The sequence below is a fragment of the Bacillus sp. Medicinal_06 genome, assembly GCF_056711665.1.
This window is the reverse complement of record NZ_JBWYHD010000004.1, coordinates 165755-191251: the sequence shown is the minus strand read 5'-3', so window position 1 is coordinate 191251 and position 25497 is coordinate 165755. Positions and strand designations below refer to the sequence as shown.

Sequence of the window (25497 nt, the reverse complement as noted above, 5' to 3'; positions counted from 1 at the left end):
GAACATTCTACTGCATCTATCCTTTTTCTTTTTAAAGGACTCAAAAAACATTTCTATCCCTCCCCCTCCACAAACTTCCCAAACTCCTTCAAAAAACGCAGCTTCATCATCCCAACAGGCCCGTTCCGATGCTTTGCTATCTGAATTTCTGTAATATCTTTATGCTCTGTCTCTTTATCATAATAATCTTCCCGGTACATAAGCATAATCAAATCGGCATCCTGTTCAATCTGCCCTGTCTCTCTTAAGTCAGATAAAAACGGACGCTTATCTTGACGTGAATCCACTCCGCGGGAGAGTTGCGATAGCGCTACAACGCACACATTTAAATCACGTGCCATTAACTTCAGTTTACGGGAAATTTCACTCATTTCTTGAAACCTGTTTCCTCTATAATTTGAATCACCTGTAATAAGCTGCAAATAATCAATCATCACAAGCAGCTTTTTATCCTCATACTTTCGTTTTAACTTGCGCACTTGCATCCAAATCTCTTGCGTTGTAACGCCGGCCTTATCATAGATTTCCATGGGCAGATCCCCAATCTCTGCAAAGACCCGGCTCATTCTCCCCCAATCGTCTATCGTAAAACGATGCTTCGGATTTTTCAGCCGTTCTCCTGATACACCGCCCAAACAAGAAAGCATTCGTTTCAGCAATTGCTTATTGCTCATCTCTAGAGAAAACAATCCAACTGCCGCATCCGATTTCGCCGCATGAAGCGCAATATTTAAGGCAAACGCCGTTTTTCCAATCGAAGGCCGCGCCCCAATCACAACGAAGTCACCTTCCTGCAAGCCACATGTCATTTTATCTAAAGCTGTAAAACCTGTCTCAATGCCCGTTACCTCATCTGTATCTTGATGGAGCTCTTCATAAAGATCGACTAACGTACCCTTCAAATCAAAATCAAGCGTACACTTCCCTTCTTCCAGTTCAGAAAGTTTCGCAATCGTCTCACCGATCACTTTTTCATCCTTCTCCGCAAGAAGCCGTTCACACATATTGTGCGCCGCACTCCCCGCCTGATTCATTTTCCACGCACTCCAAACAAGTCCCTCATAATACGCGAAATTCGCCGTCGTAGGAACACTCTCCATCATATTTACAAAATACTCAATACCACCAACTTGCTTCAAAAAGCCGGAATCCACCCTAGCAATAAGCGTAACAAGATCAATCGGTTGCCCTTCTTCCTCCATGTCCCGTATCAACTTAAATATCGCTCGGTGCACCGCCGCAGAAAACTGATGTTCAGTAAGCCGGCATTCCTGAATCAATTCCCCCTCAAGCAGTAAAGAACCTAATACCGTCTGTTCTGCCTCGATATTTTGAATGCTCATGGCCGCCACCCATGCTCCTGCAAGAACTTCTGCAACTCTTCTTCAGACGGAGTATTCTTCTCCCACTCTTCACACTCCGCCAAAAACTTCTCCGTCTCTTGCATACCAGGCGGCTCCTTCTTCCGAAACTTCACTTCCGCCTGTTCCACTTCACTAAGCTTCATATAGCCTTTTCTATGCCACTCCCGCAAGATTCCCTTCACATAACCAATCGTCCGCTTATTATTTTCAACAGCAATCTGAAGTGCTTTTAAAACTAGCTCCTCCGATAAATCTGTCACCCACTCACTTAATTCTTCCGCCACATAAGGCGACAAACTACCGAAATTCTGTTCATAAAACAGAAATACACCGTTTCCCGTTTCTTCCTCCTCTTCCTCACATTGTTCCTCTGCCCCATACTGATTAATCAGTTCCTCTGTAACAATATCAGACACATCATAAGGCGAACCGAATTGCTCTAAAAGTAGCGGAATACTCATCTCGTCCTCCAAACACTTCCGAAGAAACATTTGGACAAACTCTTTACTTTTCACAGTCTTCAGCTCACGCAATACACATTTCTCCACATTCGTATGCGTAATCGGGTTATAACGCAGCCAATTTAGGATGCATAACTCCTTCGTCTCCGCATCATATAATATCTTTCCATACTCAACAAAGCGCTGCAATAGCTTCTCAACAGTCTCCCGATTATAGCCAGTCTCCATCTCCGCCAAACGCTTCGGAAGCGGATAAATCCCGCACTGCGTCGTCTTCGAACAAGTCAGCAAATAAATATAAAAATACCGCTCCTCCGGCGTCAAATCCAAAACAAAATCATCCTGCCAAAAATTCACCTGTACATTACGGTATACTGCCATGTTTATGCCTCCCATTCCCTTAATGAAACATATGTAATTGATGGTTCCATCATGTATATAGGAATGAAGAAGGAATTTTGGCGGGTTTATTTTATATTTTAAAAAAAATGACTACGACTACTTTTACTTCGAAGGAATGCTTGTAGTAGTTTTTTTGTTTTGTTTTTGTTTCTTTGTAGTGATTTATTTATTGAGAGGGGGTGGGGATGGGGTTGTAAGGGGCTTGGGAGGGGTTGTTTTATTATAGGAAACCCCAGTAATGATTACTGGGGGGGATGGAAATATGCTATTCATTTGTATTAATGTCTCAGACTAGAAACCTTTAAATTTTTAATTACTTGCACAAATTTATTTTTTCTTGAACTCTATCTTTCATACATGATTAAAAATATTCATCTTCCCATTAATGCTCCTAGCACTAAAATAGTATATAGCAAATTTTCTTAATCATACTGTTCCTCCAATAAACATTTCCAATTCAGGAAACAGTTCATTTTGATATCATGTTTTTTCTTTCAAAATACACATGAAGACGATACTCACAAATCTCCTTCGTCCATTCGCATAAAAGATCCTTGTCTTCTTTCTTAATATCCATGTTTAAAGAAAACACCTTTTCATCTAAAATACAGGGATATTTCTTCTACGATTAACGTCTTTTTCATAGAGTTCATCCCTCTTTCATTCATTTTATAAATCCCCACTATATGCAGTAACCTACTTGGAACTAACCTAAAACCTTACTCTCTTTCTTCATATGCTACTTAAATCAACAATTTGATATCCGCAACAAAATTCACATGTTCTAACATAATATTAATTTGATCCTTATCACGAGGATTTAATGGTAAATAAATATTTGCACTTGCTTTAAACAAATAAAAATGGAATATTATAAAACACTTAATATACCAGGTAGAACTGTTGATTGTTTTATAATGACTAAGAAATATATGCTGATAACAAAACAAAAAGTTTACCTTCATCAATGCGCTCCTAACGACCAAATATTTTCTATAGACAAGACACTCTTGATTCCGTTTATTTAGTAAAATATAGGTGACTAAACCTATTTTCAATACTAACAAAACGTTCCCTCTTGAGATGAAAGAATTTAGAAACAAAATTGAATAGATTGAGATGTCCGAAACAGTTAAAGATTATCTTTTCAATTTCAGTTTTCTTATAATGATCTTATGAATTTAGAAGAATATGTTTATTCTAATCAATATAATTTTGAATTCTTTATAGTAGAGAGCAATCATCTACATTATGTAAATCAAGATAGCTATTCTGAAAACACTAGGGATTTTTTATAAGGCCAGTTCCGTACTAGAATATAATACAGTGAATCCATATAATCCTTTGATTCAATTAAAGAATAACTATGTATTTAATTGGGATCTCATCCATGAAAAATATTTTTAAAAACTGTTTATCTATTGAATTCTATATGATTCAGAGAAGTTTAATAACGATGTTAGGGGAATTATAATGATAGCTGAAATAAAAGGAAAAATAAGCCGTTCTGGTTCAAATTTAACGGAACGGCTAGAAGATAATTTGACTGGAAATGTGTTTGGGGTATTAAGATACCTCCCTTTTTCTATTGCAATGGGGAAAATACTTGCAAATGGAGTGTATCCAAAATTCGTTGGTGACAAAATTAGAAATATAAAATGTGAATTTTGGGCTGATAAAATACAATTTTGGCCATATAATCAAGAAGGTGAAATTGATGCACTTATTGAATTTCAAAATACAATCATAGGGATTGAAGTGAAGTATATAAGTGGATTATCTTCAGATGATGATATTTCAAATAATAAAGATAACGAAGATACAAATAAAAAAGAAATGAAAAAAAGTATCAACCAGTTAGCCCGTGAATCTCGAATTTTGTCACAAAAAGGAAAACACAAGAAGAAGATTCTTCTATTTATTGCTGACCGCCATTCTTGTAAAGAAATTTATGAAAATATCTTGAAGCGAAATATTTTAGAGAATAATGTTGAGTTTGGTTATATATCATGGCAGGATATTTTGTTTCAGCTAAAAAGCTTACATGTAACAGACTCATATTACCAAGTTATTATTAATGATATAATTGCACTGCTCAAACGAAAAGGATTCGAAGATTTTACAAATATGAATATTGAAGTTCCGAAATCAATAAATGGTGACGAATATTTCCTTTTCGATATTGATAATAAAGTTAAAATTAGGTTTCATACGGAATTAATAATTGATGGGGGATTATATCATGAGTTCAGCTGAAAATATTCGGAATGCATTCCATGTTGTTTATCAGTCATATGAAAATGTTCAAAAACTAATAGATTATTGTAAAATAATCGGACCAGAGAAAAGTAATTACATAAATGTTGTAGATAAATTTTTACGTTACAAATCGGATAGTAGTCCTTCGGGTTGGTTTATTCAAGACTTCATAGTGTTATTTCAAAATAAAAATGATATTCAGTTGGAAAATGAATGGCGAGATGGTCCTATTTATGTACTGGAAATTGAACTGTATAATGTAGAATCTGAATTAGAAAGGTTAACGGACCTTCCTTGTATACGACTTTCTAAATTCGAATATGATAATCTGCAAGAGTGGAAATCTGGCTGCTCTCCAGCTAATCACTGGAGATTTTATTATCCTCTACGACGAAATGATATTATGAATATTCAAGAAAATGAATCCTATTTACATATCACTGCAAGAGATCAGGAAGCCAGTAATCAGCATTATTGGGGAGTAAAAAAAATAACCAGTAAACGTATTCCGCTTACTGACATTACAGCAGATAATGTTGTAGATAAAATATTTAAGACGTTTGATAATTTATAAAAAACATGAATTATGCAAGTTAATGATTAAAAAATCACTATACCAAATGAACTGCCCCCGAATCATGGTCTTTTTTATTGTCCACGATTCGGGGGGCAGTTCAAAATGGAGTATGGATTCATTAGGGTACCTTTTTATCACTAAATCCCCTTCATCGCTTCCTTTAAATATTGCTCTTCTTCCTTTGTTAACAGGGTAGGGAATTCAGCTAGTGGAATATCATCTTGTTTTGCAATATTTACAAAGGTAGCTTGTGATACACCTGCACTTTGAATGATTTCTTCTATTATATGATAAAGCTCTTTCACAACCGCTTGAACATCAGCGTGCAATGGATCCTTCTTCTCTTCCTTATATCTCTTTACCTGCTTAATTAAACTCATAAACCGCTGATTGAATTTCAATTTTAGTTCCTTATCATCAACATCTTGTATTCCTCGCTCTTCTAACCACTCTCTATTTTCCTTTTCCATTATGAATGTTTGCAAGAAAGAACAAAATAAAGATACATCGATTCTTTCTTCCTTCTCTACTACTTCTACCATTTCATCCATATGTTTGAGTACCTTCGTAATTCGTTCTTGTTCTGCCAAAAGTAACTCTCGTTGAAAATGGACTCGCTCCATAAATTTCTCCTTAGGAATATCATTTTGGAAAATGATATTTTGAATCTCTCCTAGTGAAAATCCAAAGTGCTTCAACGCTTGAATTTATTGCAATATATACAAATCATCTTTCACATATAAACGGTGTCCACCTTCTGTATAATCGCTTGCCTTTAATAGATTAATTTTGTCATAATACCGAAGCGTTCGTACTGTTACATCAGCTATACTGGCAAATTCGCTAATAGTTCAGGACATGGTTTCACCTACTTTTCAAATTTTATTTACAACTCAATATTTCGTTTTCTAATCGCATGTTGAATCATTGCAGAAACATTTGCCGATATACCTGTATAATTCTTCAGTCGCAGCCCAAACTGGAACAACATTACTATAAGCAATAACAACTTGAAATTGTTTCGAGTTGAATTTCCACAACTATCATATTCCTCATCACCATCGTACAGATCATTGTTTCTATTTCGCATCATCAAATAAACAGCAGCAAGAAAAGCCATTATCACAATAACAACTCTCTTTTTCTTTGTTTCCACTTCTGTTTTCATCACTTATTCTCCTTCCATAGCGTATTTGTCTTCTTTAAATAACGGAATGCGAATGAGGTATCGGTACGGCTCATTACGGATTACTTTCCATGCGACGATTCCTACTTGGATTACTTCAAAAACAAACACAATCCAGAATAAAACTGAGCTTATACGTGAGCTAATATTGAATAAAAGAAATATCAGCAAATGAAAATTGAAAGCTTTTCGACAATGGTATTTGTATACTTCATTTTTACGTGCTAGCGTAATGTACATAAGTAGTGGTGAGAAAATGCCTACAATAGCCGAGAATAGTAACATGATGATGATATTTGTTTTTTCTTTTGTGGTATTTTTCATAGAATCCCCCCCTTTTTTTTATCGTAGAGGGTGACGTTAGGGGAAGTTCAAGAGGGGAGATGGAATTTTTTCAAAAATTACAGACCAATTTTAAATCTATTCTGTTTTTTATATCGTCATTAACTAAAGTTTGCGATGATACCTACCATGCTTTGCGTTAAACCCATTTCCTTATTAAACAAAGGAACAACTTTAAAAATTACAGCTTAACTAAGCCTCCTATGATGATATATTGGCAATGGCTTAAAAGAAGGCCTTTTCATATACATAGACACACAAACAAGCCATCACTCCATAAAATGATGGCTTGTTTACGCTTATACAATAGAAAACATCAAATACACGCCAACAACGAAGAAAACCGCAGCCGTCTTAATTAACGTAATACCAAAAATCTCTTTATACGCTTCCCGGTGCGTTAATCCTGTCACTGCAAGCAAAGTAATGACTGCTCCGTTATGCGGAAGAGTGTCCATACCTCCTGCCGCCATTGCGATAACGCGATGCAGCACATCTAATGGAATACCAAAGTTCGCCGCTGCTTCAATATATTGTTCTGCCATTAAACCTAACGTAATACTCATTCCGCCCGATCCTGACCCCGTTAGCCCGCACAATATATTCGTCATAACCGCTCCGTTGATTAAAGGATTGGAAAATGTCCCAGTCAAATAATTTTGGATCATAACAAAGCCAGGTAAAGCTGCAATAACAGCACCGAATCCATACTCGGCTGCCGTATTCATCGCAGCTAAGATGGAACCACTTACACCCACGCTTGTAATAGATTGAAAATGTTCTTTTACCGCTTGGAAGTTTAATAATATAGCACTTAGTATACCAATAAGAAGTGCGATTTCCACTGACCAAATACCTACAACTTGTGCCATATCAATTGTTCCGTACTCCTTCAAACCGATGGACGCAAAATCAAATCCCTTTGTATACCAAACAGGAATAAATTCTGTAAAGACTTTATTCATCACTCCAACTAGTACAAGCGGTAGAAAAGCCAACCAGTAACGAACTGGAATTGCATCACCTGAAACAATCGGTGTTGGTGCCGCTTGCGCGCTAGTTGTCGCAGCCATTTCAGAAGCGACATCACCTTTTCCGAAATAACCTTCTCCTTTAGCCGCCGCCTTCTTCCTACACCTTTCCAAATACAGCATGCCGCATGTAAAAATGAATAACGCTCCAATGATTCCTAATGTAGGGGCTGCATAAATATCTGTTTTAAAGAACGTAGTTGGAATCACATTTTGAATTTGAGGTGATCCAGGAAGCGAATCCATAGAGAACGTGAATGCACTAAATGCAATTGTTGCTGGAATAAGACGTTTTGGAATATTTGCTTCACGAAATAATTGCGCCGCAAATGGATAAATCGCAAATACTGCGACAAATAAACTAACGCCACTGTATGTAAGAATCGCCCCCATTAACACGATGGAAAGAATCGCTCTTTTCACACCTATAAAACGGATGATGATTTTCGCGATTTTTTCTGCGATTCCAGTGATTTCAACCACTTTACCGAATATCGCTCCAAGCAAAAACACAGGAAAGTATAATTTTATAAATCCGACCATCTTCGCCATAAAAACATTAGAAAAGAACGGTAAAACGTGCGCTGGATCAGTCAAAAACACCGCTAGCAAAGCACATAACGGAGCGAATAAAATGACCGAGAATCCTCGATAAGCCACAAATATAAGCAAGCCGAGCGATAACAACACAATCAATAAATCCATAACTGTAGTCCCCCCTCAATTCTCCCAAATTTGTTTTACGCTTACATATGTTGTTACGATGCCTACCAAAGGTAGACATCGTATTCTTTTTATTTATGCTGAAAAAGCGGTACTCTCTTTTCTATAAAAGCACCCACTCCCTCTTTTACATCACTCGTTTGAAAGACATGGCCCAAATTTTCAGCCTCTATTTTTAGCCCTTCCTCAAGAGAATACGATAATCCTTTATTAATAGATTGCTTCATCAACGACAAAGCAGGAAGAGAAAATCGAGCCATTTTCGCAGCCAGTTCTTTTGCTTTATTCAACGCTTCGCCGCGCGGAACAACATGATTCACCAAACCAACTCGCAGGGCTTCTTCAGCACTAAGCGGTTCACCAGTAAACATCATTTCTTTTGCCCTCGCAACTCCTATTAAACGAGGCAAACGCTGCGTTCCTCCCGCACCTGGAAACAAACCTAGCGTCACTTCCGGAAGACCGATTTTGGCATGGTCTTCCATAATCCGTAAATCACATGATAGGGCTAATTCACACCCGCCCCCAAGCGCTAATCCATTAATCGCAGCGATGACAGGCTTCGGCAGGCTTTCTATTTTATTTAACGGGTTCTGGAGCCACAATGCTTTTCCCTCTGCATATTCACTTCCTTTTCCAATCCATTCTGGAAATGACTTAATGTCCCCACCAGCAACGAAAGCTTTTTCTCCAGCGCCAGTTAGAAGCACAACAATGACTTCATCATCTCTCTCAATTTCATCAACAACCTCCGTCATTTGCTCAATCACCGCGTAGCTCAGTACATTCACAGGAGGGTTATCAATGATAATAGTGGCGATTCCCTTTTCTTTAGACCATGAAACAACTCGCTTATTTTCCAATGTAATCCCTTCTTTCCAATATGTAATGAGGTACTTTAACTCGTTCTTTTAATGACATATCCGGCCTGCTCGCGATCCCACGCAGTACCGATTCCTTCTTCCTGCAGCTTAAACTTCTGAATCCGTTCCGTTGCGGTTTTTGGGAAAGACTCACTGAACTGAACGTATCGTGGCACCATAAAATAAGCCATGCGTTCTTGGCACCAATCAATAATCTCTTCATGGGACAGCGTTTCCCCTTGTTTTACAATCACATATAATTTGACATCCTCTTCTCCCACTTCTGATGGAACACCGATCGCAGCGGATTCAAGCACTTTCGGATGGTTATTCACGACCTTTTCAATTTCCCAAGACGAGATATTTTCTCCGCGCCTTCTAATACACTGCTTGATTCGATCGCAAAAGTATAAGTAGCCTTCCTCGTCCTGGTAACCGCGGTCCCCAGTATGGAACCATCCTCCTTCCATCGCTTCTTCTGTTTTATCCGGCATTTTATAGTAACCGTCCATGAACGTTTTTCCTTGTAAAGCACGAATAAAAATCTCTCCGATTTCACCAGTCCGCACTTCGTTTCCACCTTCATTCACAACCTTCGTCTCTACGTAGGAATACGGTTTTCCGATAGAAGGTGGCTTATTCGCGTTCAATGGATTCGTTACGCAAAACCCTGTCGTTTCCGTTAATCCGTAACCTTCTACAATCCGAACGCCAAACCTCTCCTCAAACGGTTTCCAAAATTCCTTAGGCGTAGCGGCACAAGCTGTCACCCTTGCTGGATTTTCATAATCGTTTTCTTTTTCCGGTTGCTTACAAAGAATCGGAATCATAGATCCTAAAGAATTGAAAATCGTTGCGCCGTGACTGCGAATTTCATCCCAAAAACGTGAAGCACTAAACCTCTTTCCAAGCGCAATCGTCGCATTGGAAGAAATCGCACCGAGTACTGTATGAGCTTGAGCATTAATATGAAATAGCGGCAGCGCCGTAAATAAAATATCTTGCGAATTTGCGCCAACCATATAGGTAGCGAATGACTTTGCAGAATGGACATAAGCAGAATGACTTAACATGGCCCCTTTCGGTAATCCAGTCGTTCCAGAGGTGTACAGGATACTGTTGATAGAAGAGGAAGAAACAGATTCATTTGGAAGATAGTGATGATTTGTATGCAATACATCTTTCAATCCGATTACCGGTCGTTCTTCACCATTATCCGATATGATTGCGCTTTCATTATTACCGTAAACAACAATCCAAATTTCCCTTTGTATAAATGGTAAACAAGAAGCAATTTGAGGAACAAATTCCTTATCAACGATGATTAACTTACAATCAGAGTGAGATACAATATACCGCAAGCCTTCTCCCTTTAAATGCACATTAAGAGGCACCGCAATTGCTCCCATAAAAGATAAAGCAAACCATACATCCAGATATTCAGGGTTGTTATGAAGCATAATACAAACCTTGTCACCTTTTTGAATACCAAGTTCACAAAGTCCCGCTGCGGCCCTTGTAATTCGGTGATAAAGCTCCTCATACGTAACCCTTTGTTCTTCAAATTGTAAATACACCTTATTAGGCGACTTGTCGATACTTTGCATAAGAAAATGTGGCAAACTCTGATTCTCTAGCACTAGATTCCATCCCCTTCCTATTACAATTCTTTTCATTTATCCCGCATTAACGGGCAGTAAGACTCCCACCTCAAGATTTAGAAAGAAGCGAGGAAGATAGGCGGGAGATTAACTGCCCGTAAAAGCCCGATTGGTTCAACTAATAATCAGTGGGGGATGAAGAAAACCCCCACTGATTAAAGTTTCACTTTATATAGCAAGAGTTATGCCAAAAATCGACTCATTGCCCATTTCCTTACTCCTTCAAGGACAAGCTCCCCGATCGCCCTTACATATCCACCTTCACATGTCGCATATATGCTACAAATGGTAGCGATCATGTCGCATATATAAGAAAGCGTCGCAAAAACGAGACAGCATGTATTACTGTGAACCAAACAAAAAAAGGGCCTATTTGCCCTTTACATCCCTTCATCACATTCCGTATCTTTCTATTTTTCGATATAAGCTGGCCCGATGAATCCCCAAAAGCTCCGCTGCCTCTTTTATATTTCCATCTGTCTTTTCCAAAGCCCTCGCAATCACCCTTTTCTCAGCGGATTCCACTTCCGCCTGCAGTGAATAGCTTATCTCGTTCTTCTCTTGATATCCCTCACAACTTAGCGCTTCTTCCAAATTCTTTTGCCGTAAATAAACAGGAAGATGTTGCACTTGAATAACCGTTCCTTCCACAACATTCATCGCTCTCTCCAGCACATTCTCTAGCTCCCGAATATTCCCCGGCCAATCATGCTCCATAAAAATGTCCCTTACCCTGCCGTCCAATGAAAGAACACGACTACTAAGCTCCTCATTCAATTTCCGAATTAGAAATTCCGTTAAATGTACGATATCTTCCTTTCGCTCTCTTAGCGGAGGAATATCAATTCCAAACACATGTAGCCTATAATATAAATCCTCTCTAAACTCTCCTCTTTGCACCATTTCACGGAGATTCCGATGTGTCGCCGCAATAAAGCGGACATCAATCTTGTGAGTTTTTGTGCCACCGATTCTTTCAATCTCTTTCTCTTGCAGCACCCGAAGCAACTTCACCTGCATGTCCAAAGACATGTCTCCGATCTCGTCCAAAAACAAAGTTCCCTTATGAGCCAACTCAATCTTCCCTGGCTTACCACCTTTTTTCGCACCGGTAAAAGCACCCTCTTCATACCCGAACAATTCAGCTTCTAAAAGATCCCTCGGAATCGCAGCACAATTCAACCGAATAAACGCACCATCAGCACGCGGGCTCGCATGGTGAACTGCATTAGCAAAAAGCTCCTTTCCCGTTCCACTTTCGCCTCTTATCAAAACCGTAGACCGGCTTTTCGAAACCTTCAAAGCCATCGCTTTCACTTCTTCCATTTTCGCACTCTCTCCTACAATACTTTGAAACGAAAACCTTCCTTCTTGCAGTCGCTTTAACTCAGTTTGATAGTATGATAACTTCGATTCCATTGTGCTAATCTGATCCGCCAAAACTTTAAACTGCTGGATATCATGAAACATGATTTTACCAATCGCACCAATAACCCTCCCTTCCTTCATAACAGGAATGCGATTTGCAATAACATTCTGACTATTAACTCGCTGAATATGCCCAATTTCCACCTGTCCCGTTTTCACGATAATATGCATCCTCGTATTCTCAACAACCTCCGTACAATGCTTCCCAATCGCTTCCTTCGGATCATCAATTCCTAAAAATTGTGCATAAGCACCACTAAAAAAATTGATGATTCCTTGCTCATCCACCCCTATAATACATTCAGACAATAAATTCAAAGCATTTTCATATCGGCTGATCGTACTTTCCAAGGACTGTATACTTTTCTCCTTGTTTTCTAAAATGACAATCAATCCGTCTTCTTTCCCATCTTGATATACAAGGGATTCATTCACGGTGAACACTTGGTTGCCAATCTTACACTCGTACTTGTGCAAACTATCATTCTGATTTACTACTAGCTTTTTACGATTAGGAATAATCATTGATATGTGCTTACCTATTATTTCGTTTTCTGTTTTGTTTAGCATGCTGCAAAATGCTGGATTGCTGAATGTGATTGTTCCATCATTGTTTGTAACCGCAATTCCGTTATTCATTATCTGAAGAGCTTGACTCGTTAGTTGTAAATTTCCTCCTTCGTCCGTATACATTTGGAAGCCTCCCCGTTAAATCTTGCTCTTTCTCGCATCTTATATATCTATTTTATAACAGCTTGTGAAATATTCGGACAATTTTAAGCCAATATATGCTTTAAAGGTTAAGCTAAACTTTAGTCATCATGTACCTCAACTAAAAAGATTCGCTCCTGAAAACCACCGCGTTGTTCTGCTTTTTGTTCCCGTATTTTTTCCACATCTTCAAGTGTTACACCTTCGTGCTGAGCTAGTGTGTTTATGAGTTCTAATAGATCGGCTAGTTCTTCTACCTTATGATCTTTACTTTCTGCTTCTAAATACTCCGTTAACTCTTCTCCTATTTTCTTGCCTACTTCTTCTATGTATTCTTTATCATTTAGTATTCTTGTTATTGGTGTTTTTCCGTTGTGTTTGATTATTTCTGGGATGCGGTCGCGGACTAGTTTGTTGTGGGTTGGCATTGGGATTCCTCCGATTGGATTTTTCTTCAATTATAACACGAACCCTATTCTCCTATACGCATCCATACAGCATTCCTAAAATTTGAAAAGGTCCTCTAACAAATTTATCATAAATTTGTTAGAGGACCTTTTCATCAATTAATTATTTAGCAGCTTCTTATCATGAATGGTCATATCGCTTAAATTCAACTCAAAGCATGTCCTTCCTTAATATAAGAATAAATTTTATTTTCAACAGCATGCTCCATAATCATATTCATTGTAACAACAGACTTCTTATCTTCCATTTCCGTTTGTTCCACGCTCTTTTTATCAGGAATTGCTTTACCTAAATAGTAAAAGTCACTCCCCTCACCATCATCCTTTTTTACAAAAATGTGAATGTCAATGTTGTTTTCTTCTGCCTCAATGATCGTTTGGACTTCTGGGGACTTCAATGTTCTCTTACTTCTGGTATACCATTTAAGAACTTCTTGGTTGAGAAACTCATCACCATAATTCACACTAGACTCTACCTCATCCTTTTTATGATACGTAATAAATATTGGACAAGTATGATGTTTAGTTTTATATCCATACATCGTTGAGTGTTCATCATTATCCCAATTTAATAATTTACAAGCATCTTTCCTTGAATATTTCTTGTACAAAGTAAGCGGTTTATCGCATTGATAAAATTCATTTTTTTCTTTTGCACTTCGAATAATATCAATAATCATTTCTTTAAAATAATTATTTCGCTTTAAACTCTCACGGATTGAATCATTAAACATATAGTCTTTATGCTCAGAATAAGTAACAATTGGTTTTTCTCCATATTTTTTCTTACTATTTTGCGTAAAGAATGATAAATCAAAAATACGTTGAACTGAAGCTATGGTAGCATCGTCTGTTTGACAATTAGATTCTATTAAATAATTAAGATACTCATCATGGTTAACCTTTTCTTGGCGTAATAACAAATCTAGTAAAATAATTTCATGTTTACGTTTTCCATTCAATACTTCTAATGAAAACATTGTTAAAACTTTATTTTCATAATCTGTTAGTACAGGAACTTCTTCTTTCATTTTTAATAGAAACTGATAGTAGTTCGAATACCCTTCCGCAAGTACAGTAGGATCAATAGAGTGGTTTAATATAAAATCGTATAGATATGGGAGTCTACCTATTCTATTTTTTAGCTCAACATAAGCTTCTTTTAAAATTTTCAATGCAGTTAAATTACTATTATTAATAGCCTTAAAGATTTGTTTTTTTGCTATTTCTTCAAAGTTAACCGTTGAAATACCTTTAATATAGCTTGTATCATTTGTACGTCTACGTATATTGTCTTTGTTTTGTGATTTATCACCTGAAAGCGCCATTGGAATTAAATAGTTGTTTTTATAATTACCAATGAAATCAATGATCGTAACGAAATCTTTGGAATCATGCTTACGAAGTCCCCGTCCAAGCTGTTGAATAAAAATAATACTAGATTGAGTTTGCCTTAACATGACCACTTGATTAATACTTGGGATATCAATTCCCTCATTAAAAATATCTACAGTTAAAATATAATCAAGCATTCCGTTTTCTAATTGATTTACTTGAAGTGCCCTTTCTTCTTGAGAATGGTCCCCTGTTAATGCTACTGTGCGGAAACCCTTTTCGTTTAGTGCACGGGATAATTGTTCTGCCTCTTCTTTTCGACTACAAAACATCAATCCTGTTACTTTTTCACCAGAAAAACCATAGTATTGAACTTTTTCAATTATATGATTTACGCGTTCTTCAGTAACAAGCTTAGATAAAACTGTAGTATCATCAATCGTTTCCCCATTATATTCAAAATCCGTTACTCCAAAGTAATGAAACGGACAAAGCATATCTTCTTCAAGTGCTTCCTGTAACCGAATTTCATATGCAACATTGTAATCAAATAACTCATAAATATTGACGTTATCTGTCCGTTCAGGTGTAGCGGTCATCCCCATTAAAAATTTAGGTTTGAAATACTCAATTACGTCTTGATAAGACTGTGCTCCAGCTTTATGAACTTCATCTATTAAAATATAATCAAATGCCTCTGGATCAAATTGAGATAAGTTATCTTTTTTTGAAATGGTCTGAATGGTCGCAAATAAATATTTGGCATCTGTTTGTTTATTCGATCCTGAGAATATTCCAAAATCGTTATCAATACCACCAAGAACTTTTTGGAAATCTGATTTTGATTTAAGTAATATTTGCTCACGATGAACAATAAATAACATACGCTTAGGTGCAAAACGTCTCACATCAAATGCTGACAAGTATGTTTTACCCGTTCCGGTTGCCGAAATAACCAATCCTTTGTCTTTTCCAGCATCTCTAACAGCCTGTATTTCTTGCAGCGCTGCCTGTTGCATTTTATTTGGAACAACTTTCAAAGCTTCCTCAATAGAATTACTATATTGACCAGGTAATTCTATAACTTGATCCGCTACTTTATTATCAATTTGCTTGTAAATTTTTTCGTAATTATTAATCCACTCTGTAGTTAATGTTTGAGCGTCTTTCCACACTTCTTCAAATTGACTTTTGAAGTGATGAACAATCTCTCCGTTTTCATGCGATGTTAGCTTTACATTCCATTCATAGTTTACTTTTAACGCATGCGCTGTTAAATTAGAACTTCCAACAATCAACGAATAATGAGTTTTATGGTTAAATATGTATCCTTTTGAATGAAAACCGGCTAAATTTGTTAATCTTACTTCTACATTTTCTATTTTCATTAGTTCTCTAAATACTTTTGGTTGATTAAAATTTAAAAACGTTGATGTTAATATTCGCCCTTTAACTCCTTTTCGCTTCAGATCGAGAAGATGGGATTTTAAAGTAGCCAGGCCACTTTCTGTAATAAAAGCGACTGAAAAAATAAAGGAGGTACTATTTTCAAGCTCTTCCAGCAATGAAGTTAAAACATGTTCATTTTTTCTTGCATTGTTTACTAACAACTTAGGTTTATAATTCCCAGATTGACTAGATTTTTGATCGATAAACCCTCTATATAAAGATGCTTCTAACTTTCGAATAAAATTCTCCATATGATCACCATTTTTGACAAATTTTTATACTAATTGTAATACTCACTGTTTCAGGGTGCAAATTTACTATAAAAAATACATGAAGCTATCCACATACTGTGAATAGCTTCATGTATTTTTTATAACATTATTTCACAAAAGATCCCTTTGATAACTTCTCAATAGCCGGAATATCAGCAGGTGCCCAATCTAAAGAGGCAAGTTCATTTGGATATAACCATTTCATCGCTACATGCTCAGTTAACACTGGGCTTCCCTCAATCAGCTTGCAGTAAAAAGTCTTCAAATGCACAATACCAAAATCATACTCATAAGCAGTATACTCAATTTCTTCACCAATCTGCACTTTACAATGCATTTCTTCATTAATTTCACGTTGCAATGCTTCTTGAGGTGACTCTCCCTCTTCTATTTTCCCACCTGGAAATTCCCATTTAAGAGGCAGCGCTTTAGATGGTCCCCTTTGTGCACATAAAATTTTCTCATCTTCAATAATTACTGCTCCAACAACATAAATATTCTTTTTCATTGCGTCCTCCTTGACTTAACAGAAACTCTATCATACAAAAGATTCCTTCTATATATTTTAACAACTAATATGTTTTTTAATCAGTGGGATCAAACCTGTGTCATTGTTATTATCTCATTTACTATTTCAGATTAATTAGCCCACTATTCTCATCCCCTTTATACTAATAGAAATAAATATAGAATGAAAGGGTGATTGATGATGGAGACTAGATAAGTACAGCAAATTTAGCTGCTAATCTATTTCGGTTAAACAATTTTAGTTAAGAAAACATTAAAAATAGTCATAAAAAAAACAATTCCGTCTACTGATCTATTCCCTCTTTTTTATAACATCCTTTATTCTCCGCCACGCTAGATGGTCTACTAAAGAATTCATTCACACCATAATTTTGTTGAATTTCATTAAATCTCTTCTTGAAATACTCTTCTAATTCTTTATTGGTACAATAAATGAAACAGCCTTTTTGCCCTCTTGTCATTAAAGTTCTGTATGTGTTTCTAATAATTTCATCTGCAAGTTTTTCAGCTTCCTCGGGTTTTTCTTTCAACATTTTTTTCAAACCTTTTAAGGAGTTGTCCGTTTTTGCACGTTTCGTATAATCTGTAAGTACTTCTCCTTCATGAAAGACTAAATCATCACCTATAATGACACCAACATAATCAAATTCTAAACCTTGGCATGTATGAATACACCCTATCTCATGAATAGAATTTTTATCGATTGCCCAAGTTGCAGAATTATTTAAATTCCAACTCATCCCAAAATTATAATTAGGTAACACGATGTCATGCATATTCGTATTTGTCTTTCCTTCTTTAATCCAATCCCAGCAATATCCTGCTACTAATTGGGAGCGATTGTTGTTTTCATTGAGTAACTCAATTTCTTTTCTTAAGTCATTAGGATTTGAATATACCCGAAAATCATAATTAGTACCGATATAGTTAGAATTAGCTGTTTCACGAATTTGTAAAACATCATCAAGCCAACTCAAATAACCATCAGATCCGTTACATCGAAATTGTGAATCTAGTTTTAATTTTGTTATATTTGCCCCAATCTCTTGTGAGAAATTTTCAATTTCTCTAATACTACCTATGTCTTTTAAAGTAACTCGTTGTCTTTCATCTATAAAAAATGTAGATAGCTTGGAAGCATTTATAATTTCTTTAATTTGATTCTCTCCTAGATTATTAAACATGCCAGATTTTTCATTAAGTCGATGAGCTTCATCCACGATAAGAACATCAAATTCATTTGTAGGTGCATTTATGTAACTCCCTGAACCTTTAAATAAATTATCAATATGTCCCTTACGAAAACTTTGTTTTAACTTCGTTGCATATATATTTCTTGGTGCTGCATTCTTCGTTACATACTGAGCTACTAAGCTACGATTTGTTGCCTCTACTAATAAATTGATAGCTAAGACAGATTTCCCTGTACCAGGACCACCTTCCACTACTAAAACTTGTTTTGTATTCGTCCGAATTGCCTTATTTGCAAGTTTTAGAGCTGTTTCATAAACGACTTTTTGACCATCAATCATGATAAATTCTTGATTCCCTAACAACATACTGTTGAGCACATCTTGCAGTGACTTCGAAGGTCTTATCCGACCTTTTTCTATCTTATATAAGTTCTCTTTGTTATCTCCATACACAATATTTCTTTTAATAAAATCACGTAATTTTCCAGAATCACCTTTAACAAAAACAGGAGCTTTTTCAATGTAATACTCATAAATAGAATCAGTTAGAGGATCAACTTCTCCTAAATTAATATAGTTATGCAAATATGCACATGGATAAAGATTCATATTTTCTTGCTGTGCATTCTCATTATAGTCTTTTATTAAAGCAGCATAAGACCAGGCTTGGTACGATGGATGAGTTGTCTCAACCATCCCCTTATTCATAGCTGTTTTAACAATAGCCTCTTTATCTTCAATTTTTTCAATACTTCCCCACTGCTTTAACTCCACAATCACAACAGATGGACTAGCATTATTGTCAGTACCAGTAATAAGAAAATCAACTCGCTTGGAAGTATGGGGAATTTTAAACTCAATCGCAACTCCAGCATTATCAGGTATTTCTTGATCGCTTAGCACTCTATACATATACTGCATGGAATTATCCCATGCCCTTACTTCTCTCTCATTTATCTTTCCAATTTTCTCATTATAATTACTACAAATATTTGTAACCAATTCATCATGAAATACATCTTCTAGAAATTCACTTTTAGTTGCTTCATATATAATCATTTTTCTATTTCCTCTCCCTAAACCGTATACATCAAATTACTCCTTAAATTCACAGCCAACTCCTCCATTGTTTCTACACCACATGTTGTCCAAAACTATTTTCTTAGAGATTCGACAATATCTTTAAGAACTTATTTCATTGCATCATTTACAATAATTCACATAATTCTCCTCATTCTTATGGTTGATAGATACGAATCGTTTCTTTAACTGGTTCTTGTGCATCTCCATCAAACACAATATACAGCGACACATTAGAAGATCCTAAATTTCTATAATAGGTCTTTCCTACTTTCTCCAGCCTTTGTCACATAGAAACAATATAGATCCAAATCCTTATTTGTCTTCCATTCAAGGATAGCTGTTACCAGCTTAGGTTTTATATTTATATATTATAAATAATTATTTGACGGTTCCTTCTCTTCTTTGAGGAACCGGATATTTCTTTGCATTCTTCTCTAACTTTTTAAGAACTTCTTCCTCCAAATCTACATTCATTTTGTCGGCCATTTGAATTAAATATATAAATACATCAGCCATCTCTTCCTTTATATTTTGTCGAGATGTAGCAAGCGCTTCTTCACTACTTTTCCATTGAAAATTTTCAAGTAACTCATTTGCTTCCAATGAAATTGAAATGGCCAAATCTTTCTCATTATGGTATTGTTTCCAATCTCTTTGATCACGAAATTCTAGAATTTTTTCACAAATTTTTTTCAACACAATCGCTCCTCTTCTACAACACAAACATAGTTATATCCTATTTTACAAATTGGACAAACTTATAAAAAGAATATAGTTTTCTTCATACCTTATAAACAAATTTTTAGGATTTAACCCCCACAGTTACAATTAATTACAATTACTACTATTTTAACAAACTATCTACAAAAGAAAAATCATACGCTACACCGTATGATTAAATAACTTTTACACCTTATCATTTGAAATACTGTCCATTATTCCCCCACCCCCGAACCATACATCAATCCCTCATACACCTCACTCTTTTGCTCCAAAAACAACCTCGTCTCCCCACTATCCTTATAAAAATTCCCCCATCCCTTCTCCACCAAAATACTTTTCCACGTATCTGTTCCAACCATTTTCCCAATAACCCCATCCCAATAAGCAACCTCTTCTTCTGTCATATCAGGAGGTCCCATAACTCCTTTCCAATGTTGAAATACGACATCAATCCCTTGTTCTTTCCAAGTTGGAACTTCTGGTAGTTCTTTTAACCTTTCGGGAGAGGATACGGCTAATATCTTCACTTTTCCTGCTTTGTATTGTTTTTCTGCTTCTGATAAGGTTAGTGTCGCTACATCAATTTGCTTATCAATTAAAGCATTTATCACGTTCTCTTTATCTTCATAGACGAAAAAATTAAGCTCCGCAGGGTTGATTCCAGATGCTTTACTTACTTGTACAAATGATAAGTGATCGTCATTGCCTAAACCGGGGGCAACGCCGATTTTCATCTTATTTTTGCCTTTCTTTAGTTTCTCCATTAGCTCTTTTGCGTTGTTTATGCTAGTATCTTTTGACACTACCACGACTTCCCATTCGGCCGCTAAAGTAGCAATCGGTGTGAAATCTTTATATGTTAGCTTACTGTGACCTAATAGATGATTCGTTATGAGTAAGCTCGAATTAATCGCAAGTACATGACCGCCTTTTTTCTTTGTATATTTCCATCCTACGTCACCGCTGCCGCCTACTTTGTTCGTTACAACAATTGGTTTTGTGAAAATTTTCTCTTCTTGCAATGTTTTTTGCATCGCTCGTGCTGTTAAGTCCCACCCTGCACCTGCAACATTGGGTGCAACGAATTCCACTTGGTCTATGTCTAGTTTGTTAGTAGTTTGGGGCTTTTCTAAAGAACATCCTGCTATCGCCCCTGCAAGTAGCCATATGAATGCGAACGATCTTTTTCTCATGATTATGATTCCTATCCCCCGTTTCATACAAGGCGATACTTACGTTCTGGACGCCCGATAATGCCATATGTATACTCTACTGTGCATTCATTCGTCGCAACTAAATACTCTAAATATCTTCTTGCGGTTGTTCGTGAAGCTCCCATCTGTTCTCCCATTTCTTCTATTGTAATGCCGCCCTTTAAATCCCGTATGATTGTTTTTACCTTTTGCAGTGATAGCGGATCAACACCTGTAGGTAAGTTTTTCTGAGTAGTATCGTTTGTTTGGGCAGTACCAAAAAACATGTCAACTAACGGCTGATTGACTTCACTCTGGCTATTTAATAGTTGCTTCTTTTTCTTATAATCTTCAATAGTACGAACGAATTTTTCGAGCGTAACAGGTTTAATCAAATAATTACATACTCCGTTTCGAATCGCTTTTTCGAGCATACTTGTTTCATTAGCTGCGGTAACCATAATCACATCAACGTTTGGAAACTTTACGTGAATCTTCGGCAACAAGTCTGTACCATTTCCATCTGGTAAATAGATATCTAATAAAAGTAAATCAACTTCTTCTTTTTCTAACAGTTCCATTGCTTCTTTGGTATTCAATGCTTTCCCTACCACTTTTATATCTTTTATTGTTGATAAAAAGCCTTCCTGAATTTGTGCTACTCGGAAATCATCTTCTACAATTGCAACCTTCAACATATGTACATCCCCCTCCTACTTTATCTATTCTCCTCCAATTTCTTAGGAAGATAGATTGTAAAAATAGCTCCTCCATTTTTTGAGTTAGTGATTTCAATCGTTCCTTGAAGGGAGTCTACCATTTCTTTCACATTCGATAATCCGTAACCGCGATTGTTTCCTTTCGTGGAGAAACCTTTTTCAAAGATCGTATCTATATTTTCACTTGGCACACCTATTCCACTGTCTATCACTTCAAAGACAACATCATTGCCAATATCCGTAACAAAAAAAGAGACACATTTTTCCGATTGATTACTAACCGCATCAAATGCATTGTCAATCATGTTTCCAAGGATAGTGATAAGATGTGAGATTTCAATATGATCTGGCAATGGATTAAGCGTGCTATCACCTTCAATATTGAACTGAATTTTCTTCTCAGACGCTGTTCCCAATTTCCCGAGTAGAATAGCCTGTACTTTTGTATCAAGAATTTGATGAAATAAAATATGATTCTGACTTTGATGAACGCTAGATTCTTGTTGGATAAATTCAAATGCCTCTGCATAATGACCTAATTGAAGTAAACCTGATAACACAAAAAGCTTATTTGTGAATTCATGAGTTTGAGCACGTAAATCTTCTGAGTATTTTCTCACCTCAGAGATCGTATCAATTAATCTTTGTAACTCTGTTTTATCTCGGAAGCTACATACAACGCCAACAGTTTGGCTATTTTCCACTATAGGTGTCATATTTAAAATGAACACTTTATCTTTAAACTGAATTTCTTGATTGTTTTCCATAATCCCCATCTCAAGTACCCTCATCATATGAGAATCTGGAAAAACTCCCGTAATATGTCGGTGTAAATAATCGTTATCTAAACTCAACATATCCTTCGCAGAAGTATTCATCATCGTAATGAGCCCTTTTTGGTCGATGGCAATGATTCCTTCTTTTATAGATAGCAGTATCGTATTACGCTCTCGGTACAACGAAGCAATTTCATTCGGTTCAAGACCAAGCGTATCTTTTCGGATGCTTCGCGCTAAAAGCGTCCCTCCAACTATTCCAACTAGCAAGACAGCCAACGAGAATAGAATAATTTCTTTCGTTTGATTCAATATATTGGACTGGATACCTTTTTTCAGAAACTCTACTGTAACGACCCCTACTACTTGATCATAGTCCCCATAATCCACAATAATCGGTGCTTTCGCCATTAAAGCAGGACCAGTTGTTCCTGTTCCTTCTAGCGTATAGTACCCTCCAAAACTGAGTGCTTGATCGTTATACAGATTGTCTATTTCTCTACCAATCCAATCGGGATCGGAGTGTGAATAGACAACGCCATGACGATCTTCCACGATTACATTATCTGCGCCTGATTGCTCACAAACTTGTTCAGCGATTGGTTGGATGTAACTTTTAGAATGACCAGTGTGAAATGCTTCTTTAACCTCTGGCATAAAAGAAATAGATTTAGCCGTCTGCAGGGCCAGCTGTTCAACTTGACGTTTCGTATCAACAGACTGGATGTAAACAAATATTCCTGACAAAAGAAAAACAACAAATAAAATGAGCGTAATAATTAAAGTGAGTATCTTCGTTTGTAATGAAAATTTAAGCGATTTATTCATGTTTACACCCTTTAACAAAAAATTATCGACATATACATCTACTATTTAAAAGAATATTCTAAAATATTAATCTTCTGTTTAATTATTATTATAAAATCCACCATTAATCAACCTTTTTATAACACGAATCTTATTTGGATATAATTGGATTCCTTTTTAATCAAAGGAACATGAATAACGGTATCTATCACAAACTAGATACCTAAAAAACAAAAATTAATTGCCTTTTCGAAAATAGAAATGTCCATGTACATAAAGTACAAAAAGAACAAAATTTTCATTATATTGCGATTAATTCGACAGAATATTATAATTCTTTTTACATTGAATCCGCTTTCATTTTTTTTAATTCATGATGATGTTTTTCAAATGTAGAAAAGAAATTTGTTCAAAGGAGGATCTTAATCATGGCTCAATCCACCCATCGCGCAAATACAAAACGCATCACAGGAAACATCTTCAAAGGTTCAGTTGGAAATCTGATTGAATGGTACGACTGGTACGTCTATTCTGCTTTCGCCGTGTATTTCTCGGCCGAGTTCTTCCCTAAGGGAGACCCGACCAGTCAATTGCTTAATACGGCTGCTATTTTTGCCGTTGGCTTCTTGATGCGCCCGCTCGGAAGTCTGTTGATGGGCCGTTATGCGGATCGTTATGGTCGACGTGCTGCATTGACGCTTTCTATTACCATTATGGCTGGTGGTTCTCTAATCATTGCCTGTACGCCAGGTTATAGCACCATTGGTATAATGGCCCCTATTATTCTCGTTCTTGCACGTCTACTTCAAGGATTATCATTAGGTGGAGAGTACGGAACCTCTGCTACATATTTATCCGAAATGGCTAGTAGCGGTCGCCGTGGTTTCTACTCGAGCTTTCAATACGTAACACTTGTTGCGGGACAGCTGGTAGCACTTGGTGTTCAGATCGTTCTCCAGCAAATACTCAGCGAGCCGGATATGAAATCTTGGGGCTGGCGTATTCCCTTCATTATCGGAGCAATGGGAGCAGTAGCTGTATTATGGCTGCGCCGTACGATGGATGAGTCGGAACAGTTCTCAAAAATGGATTCTAAAAGCCGCGAAAGTGCTGGAACCATTAAAACTTTAATGAAACATCCTAAAGCAGTATTAACAGTAGTCGGGCTAACGCTCGGTGGAACTGTTGCCTTCTATACGTACACAACGTATTTACAAAAGTTCATGGTGAATACTGTAGGTCTTCCTAAGGAAGTCGTTAGCTGGATTAACTTTATTGCCTTACTGGTATTCGTCGTACTTCAACCGATTGCCGGTATGTTATCTGACCGGATTGGACGCCGTCCGCTATTAATTAGTTTCGGCATATTGGGAACTTTACTGACAGTACCGCTGTTCCTAATTATGGAGCAAACGACATATCCTATCGTTGCTTTCTTACTTATGATGGTCGGTCTCATTATTGTTACTGGTTATACTTCTATCAATGCGATTGTAAAAGCTGAGCTCTTCCCAACTGAAATCCGTGCCCTTGGCGTGGGATTCCCTTACGCAATCACTGTTGCGGTATTCGGCGGAACGGCTGAGTTCATTGCGTTATGGCTGAAGAGTATTGGACACGAATCGCTTTTCTACTTCTATGTAGCTGGTTGTATTGCGATAAGCTTTATCACTTATTGGCGCATGGGGGAGTCTTCGAAAACTTCTCACATTGAAGCTGAGCTGACTGATAAAGATACGTTAGCTGTCCGCAAATCTGGTTCAAGGCACTCTTAACTATCATAATTCATCCTAACAATCCCTTGTTTATCAAGGGATTGTTCAGGTAATAAACTTTTTATTCTCCCAGTCATTTCCCTCTACACCTTTTTTCCGTACGATACTTATACAGCATCTCTACAGAAAAGGAATAGACAAAGAATCCTTTGTTCATTCTTCGATATTA

General features: G+C 36.7%; 19 protein-coding genes and 2 pseudogenes. 3 read left to right on the top strand and 18 right to left on the bottom strand.

Annotation, left to right across the window (positions count from 1 at the left end; translation table 11 throughout):
- Positions 1 to 53 precede the first annotated feature (53 nt).
- A complete protein-coding gene (gene dnaB, locus AC1M36_RS11180) occupies positions 54 to 1343 on the bottom strand; it encodes a replicative DNA helicase (protein WP_479845868.1) in 1290 nt (429 codons plus the stop codon).
- On the bottom strand, positions 1340 to 2206 hold the full coding sequence (locus AC1M36_RS11175; RefSeq protein WP_336450797.1) for a DnaD domain-containing protein: 867 nt from the start codon (positions 2204 to 2206) through the stop codon (positions 1340 to 1342). Before AC1M36_RS11175 ends, dnaB begins: the two co-directional genes overlap by 4 nt.
- A gap of 1494 nt (positions 2207 to 3700) precedes the next feature.
- Between AC1M36_RS11175 and AC1M36_RS11170 the strand changes: the two genes are divergently transcribed.
- Positions 3701 to 4483 carry an NERD domain-containing protein gene (locus AC1M36_RS11170; RefSeq protein WP_336450796.1) on the top strand — a complete coding sequence of 261 codons (783 nt, stop codon included), beginning with the start codon at positions 3701 to 3703 and terminating at the stop codon, positions 4481 to 4483.
- Positions 4470 to 5060: a hypothetical protein gene (locus tag AC1M36_RS11165; RefSeq protein ID WP_336450795.1), complete on the top strand. Its 591-nt coding sequence runs from the start codon at positions 4470 to 4472 to the stop codon at positions 5058 to 5060. The genes AC1M36_RS11170 and AC1M36_RS11165 overlap by 14 nt, the downstream gene beginning before the upstream one ends.
- A gap of 140 nt (positions 5061 to 5200) precedes the next feature.
- On the opposite strand, the pseudogene AC1M36_RS11160 reads toward AC1M36_RS11165, so the two are convergent.
- From AC1M36_RS11160 to AC1M36_RS11085, 16 genes and pseudogenes are all read right to left on the bottom strand, one after another.
- Positions 5201 to 5911 (bottom strand): annotated as a pseudogene (locus tag AC1M36_RS11160) (MerR family transcriptional regulator).
- A gap of 38 nt (positions 5912 to 5949) precedes the next feature.
- On the bottom strand, positions 5950 to 6231 hold the full coding sequence (locus tag AC1M36_RS11155; protein WP_336450794.1) for a hypothetical protein: 282 nt from the start codon (positions 6229 to 6231) through the stop codon (positions 5950 to 5952).
- Positions 6232 to 6234: 3 nt separating this feature from the next.
- Positions 6235 to 6573, bottom strand: coding sequence for a magnetosome magnetite crystal formation protein family (locus AC1M36_RS11150; RefSeq protein ID WP_431613051.1), 339 nt, complete (start codon positions 6571 to 6573; stop codon positions 6235 to 6237).
- A 317-nt stretch (positions 6574 to 6890) separates the two neighbouring features.
- On the bottom strand, positions 6891 to 8327 hold the full coding sequence (locus AC1M36_RS11145; RefSeq protein WP_479845867.1) for a GntP family permease: 1437 nt from the start codon (positions 8325 to 8327) through the stop codon (positions 6891 to 6893).
- 89 nt (positions 8328 to 8416) lie between these two features.
- Positions 8417 to 9208: an enoyl-CoA hydratase gene (locus tag AC1M36_RS11140; protein ID WP_479845866.1), complete on the bottom strand. Its 792-nt coding sequence runs from the start codon at positions 9206 to 9208 to the stop codon at positions 8417 to 8419.
- 35 nt (positions 9209 to 9243) lie between these two features.
- Positions 9244 to 10848: an ATP-dependent acyl-CoA ligase gene (locus tag AC1M36_RS11135; RefSeq protein ID WP_336450790.1), complete on the bottom strand. Its 1605-nt coding sequence runs from the start codon at positions 10846 to 10848 to the stop codon at positions 9244 to 9246.
- Between the two features lie 414 nt (positions 10849 to 11262).
- Positions 11263 to 12990 (bottom strand): sigma 54-interacting transcriptional regulator, encoded by a 1728-nt coding sequence (locus tag AC1M36_RS11130; protein ID WP_479845865.1) that lies wholly within the window; start codon positions 12988 to 12990, stop codon positions 11263 to 11265.
- Between the two features lie 119 nt (positions 12991 to 13109).
- Positions 13110 to 13436, bottom strand: a complete 327-nt coding sequence (locus AC1M36_RS11125) for a nucleoside triphosphate pyrophosphohydrolase (protein ID WP_336450788.1) — start codon at positions 13434 to 13436, stop codon at positions 13110 to 13112.
- 185 nt (positions 13437 to 13621) lie between these two features.
- The gene (locus AC1M36_RS11120) at positions 13622 to 16510 is read right to left on the bottom strand and encodes a DEAD/DEAH box helicase (protein WP_431613049.1); all 2889 of its coding nucleotides are present in this window, start codon (positions 16508 to 16510) and stop codon (positions 13622 to 13624) included.
- A 127-nt stretch (positions 16511 to 16637) separates the two neighbouring features.
- Complete coding sequence (locus AC1M36_RS11115) at positions 16638 to 17039, bottom strand: (deoxy)nucleoside triphosphate pyrophosphohydrolase (protein WP_431613048.1); 402 nt, start codon at positions 17037 to 17039, stop codon at positions 16638 to 16640.
- Between the two features lie 304 nt (positions 17040 to 17343).
- The gene (locus AC1M36_RS11110) at positions 17344 to 19311 is read right to left on the bottom strand and encodes a DNA/RNA helicase domain-containing protein (RefSeq protein WP_479845864.1); all 1968 of its coding nucleotides are present in this window, start codon (positions 19309 to 19311) and stop codon (positions 17344 to 17346) included.
- A 181-nt stretch (positions 19312 to 19492) separates the two neighbouring features.
- Positions 19493 to 19700: pseudogene (locus AC1M36_RS11105) on the bottom strand (TerD family protein); the annotation flags it as partial.
- Positions 19701 to 19713: 13 nt separating this feature from the next.
- Positions 19714 to 20034 (bottom strand): nucleotide pyrophosphohydrolase, encoded by a 321-nt coding sequence (locus AC1M36_RS11100; protein ID WP_431613046.1) that lies wholly within the window; start codon positions 20032 to 20034, stop codon positions 19714 to 19716.
- A gap of 236 nt (positions 20035 to 20270) precedes the next feature.
- Positions 20271 to 21251, bottom strand: a complete 981-nt coding sequence (locus AC1M36_RS11095) for a tripartite tricarboxylate transporter substrate binding protein (RefSeq protein WP_479845863.1) — start codon at positions 21249 to 21251, stop codon at positions 20271 to 20273.
- A 23-nt stretch (positions 21252 to 21274) separates the two neighbouring features.
- A complete protein-coding gene (locus AC1M36_RS11090; RefSeq protein WP_336450782.1) occupies positions 21275 to 21949 on the bottom strand; it encodes a response regulator in 675 nt (224 codons plus the stop codon).
- A 20-nt stretch (positions 21950 to 21969) separates the two neighbouring features.
- Positions 21970 to 23574 carry an ATP-binding protein gene (locus tag AC1M36_RS11085; protein ID WP_431613044.1) on the bottom strand — a complete coding sequence of 535 codons (1605 nt, stop codon included), beginning with the start codon at positions 23572 to 23574 and terminating at the stop codon, positions 21970 to 21972.
- 407 nt (positions 23575 to 23981) lie between these two features.
- Here AC1M36_RS11085 and AC1M36_RS11080 point away from each other — a divergent pair, with 407 nt between their 5' ends.
- Complete coding sequence (locus AC1M36_RS11080) at positions 23982 to 25328, top strand: MFS transporter (protein WP_431613043.1); 1347 nt, start codon at positions 23982 to 23984, stop codon at positions 25326 to 25328.
- Positions 25329 to 25497: the final 169 nt, after the last annotated feature.

What these genes read in the sequence shown, in the direction of transcription:
- AC1M36_RS11120 (WP_431613049.1), bottom strand. Translation starts at nt 16,510, where the DNA reads ATGGAGAATTTTATTCGAAAGTTAGAAGCATCTTTATATAGAGGGTTT.
- AC1M36_RS11175 (WP_336450797.1), bottom strand. Translation starts at nt 2,206, where the DNA reads ATGGCAGTATACCGTAATGTACAGGTGAATTTTTGGCAGGATGATTTT.
- AC1M36_RS11085 (WP_431613044.1), bottom strand. Translation starts at nt 23,574, where the DNA reads ATGAATAAATCGCTTAAATTTTCATTACAAACGAAGATACTCACTTTA.
- AC1M36_RS11170 (WP_336450796.1), top strand. Translation starts at nt 3,701, where the DNA reads ATGATAGCTGAAATAAAAGGAAAAATAAGCCGTTCTGGTTCAAATTTA.
- AC1M36_RS11080 (WP_431613043.1), top strand. Translation starts at nt 23,982, where the DNA reads ATGGCTCAATCCACCCATCGCGCAAATACAAAACGCATCACAGGAAAC.
- AC1M36_RS11155 (WP_336450794.1), bottom strand. Translation starts at nt 6,231, where the DNA reads ATGAAAACAGAAGTGGAAACAAAGAAAAAGAGAGTTGTTATTGTGATA.
- AC1M36_RS11095 (WP_479845863.1), bottom strand. Translation starts at nt 21,251, where the DNA reads ATGAGAAAAAGATCGTTCGCATTCATATGGCTACTTGCAGGGGCGATA.
- AC1M36_RS11115 (WP_431613048.1), bottom strand. Translation starts at nt 17,039, where the DNA reads ATGAAAAAGAATATTTATGTTGTTGGAGCAGTAATTATTGAAGATGAG.
- dnaB (WP_479845868.1), bottom strand. Translation starts at nt 1,343, where the DNA reads ATGAGCATTCAAAATATCGAGGCAGAACAGACGGTATTAGGTTCTTTA.
- AC1M36_RS11165 (WP_336450795.1), top strand. Translation starts at nt 4,470, where the DNA reads ATGAGTTCAGCTGAAAATATTCGGAATGCATTCCATGTTGTTTATCAG.
- AC1M36_RS11090 (WP_336450782.1), bottom strand. Translation starts at nt 21,949, where the DNA reads ATGTTGAAGGTTGCAATTGTAGAAGATGATTTCCGAGTAGCACAAATT.
- AC1M36_RS11145 (WP_479845867.1), bottom strand. Translation starts at nt 8,327, where the DNA reads ATGGATTTATTGATTGTGTTGTTATCGCTCGGCTTGCTTATATTTGTG.
- AC1M36_RS11150 (WP_431613051.1), bottom strand. Translation starts at nt 6,573, where the DNA reads ATGAAAAATACCACAAAAGAAAAAACAAATATCATCATCATGTTACTA.
- AC1M36_RS11125 (WP_336450788.1), bottom strand. Translation starts at nt 13,436, where the DNA reads ATGCCAACCCACAACAAACTAGTCCGCGACCGCATCCCAGAAATAATC.
- AC1M36_RS11110 (WP_479845864.1), bottom strand. Translation starts at nt 19,311, where the DNA reads ATGATTATATATGAAGCAACTAAAAGTGAATTTCTAGAAGATGTATTT.
- AC1M36_RS11130 (WP_479845865.1), bottom strand. Translation starts at nt 12,990, where the DNA reads ATGTATACGGACGAAGGAGGAAATTTACAACTAACGAGTCAAGCTCTT.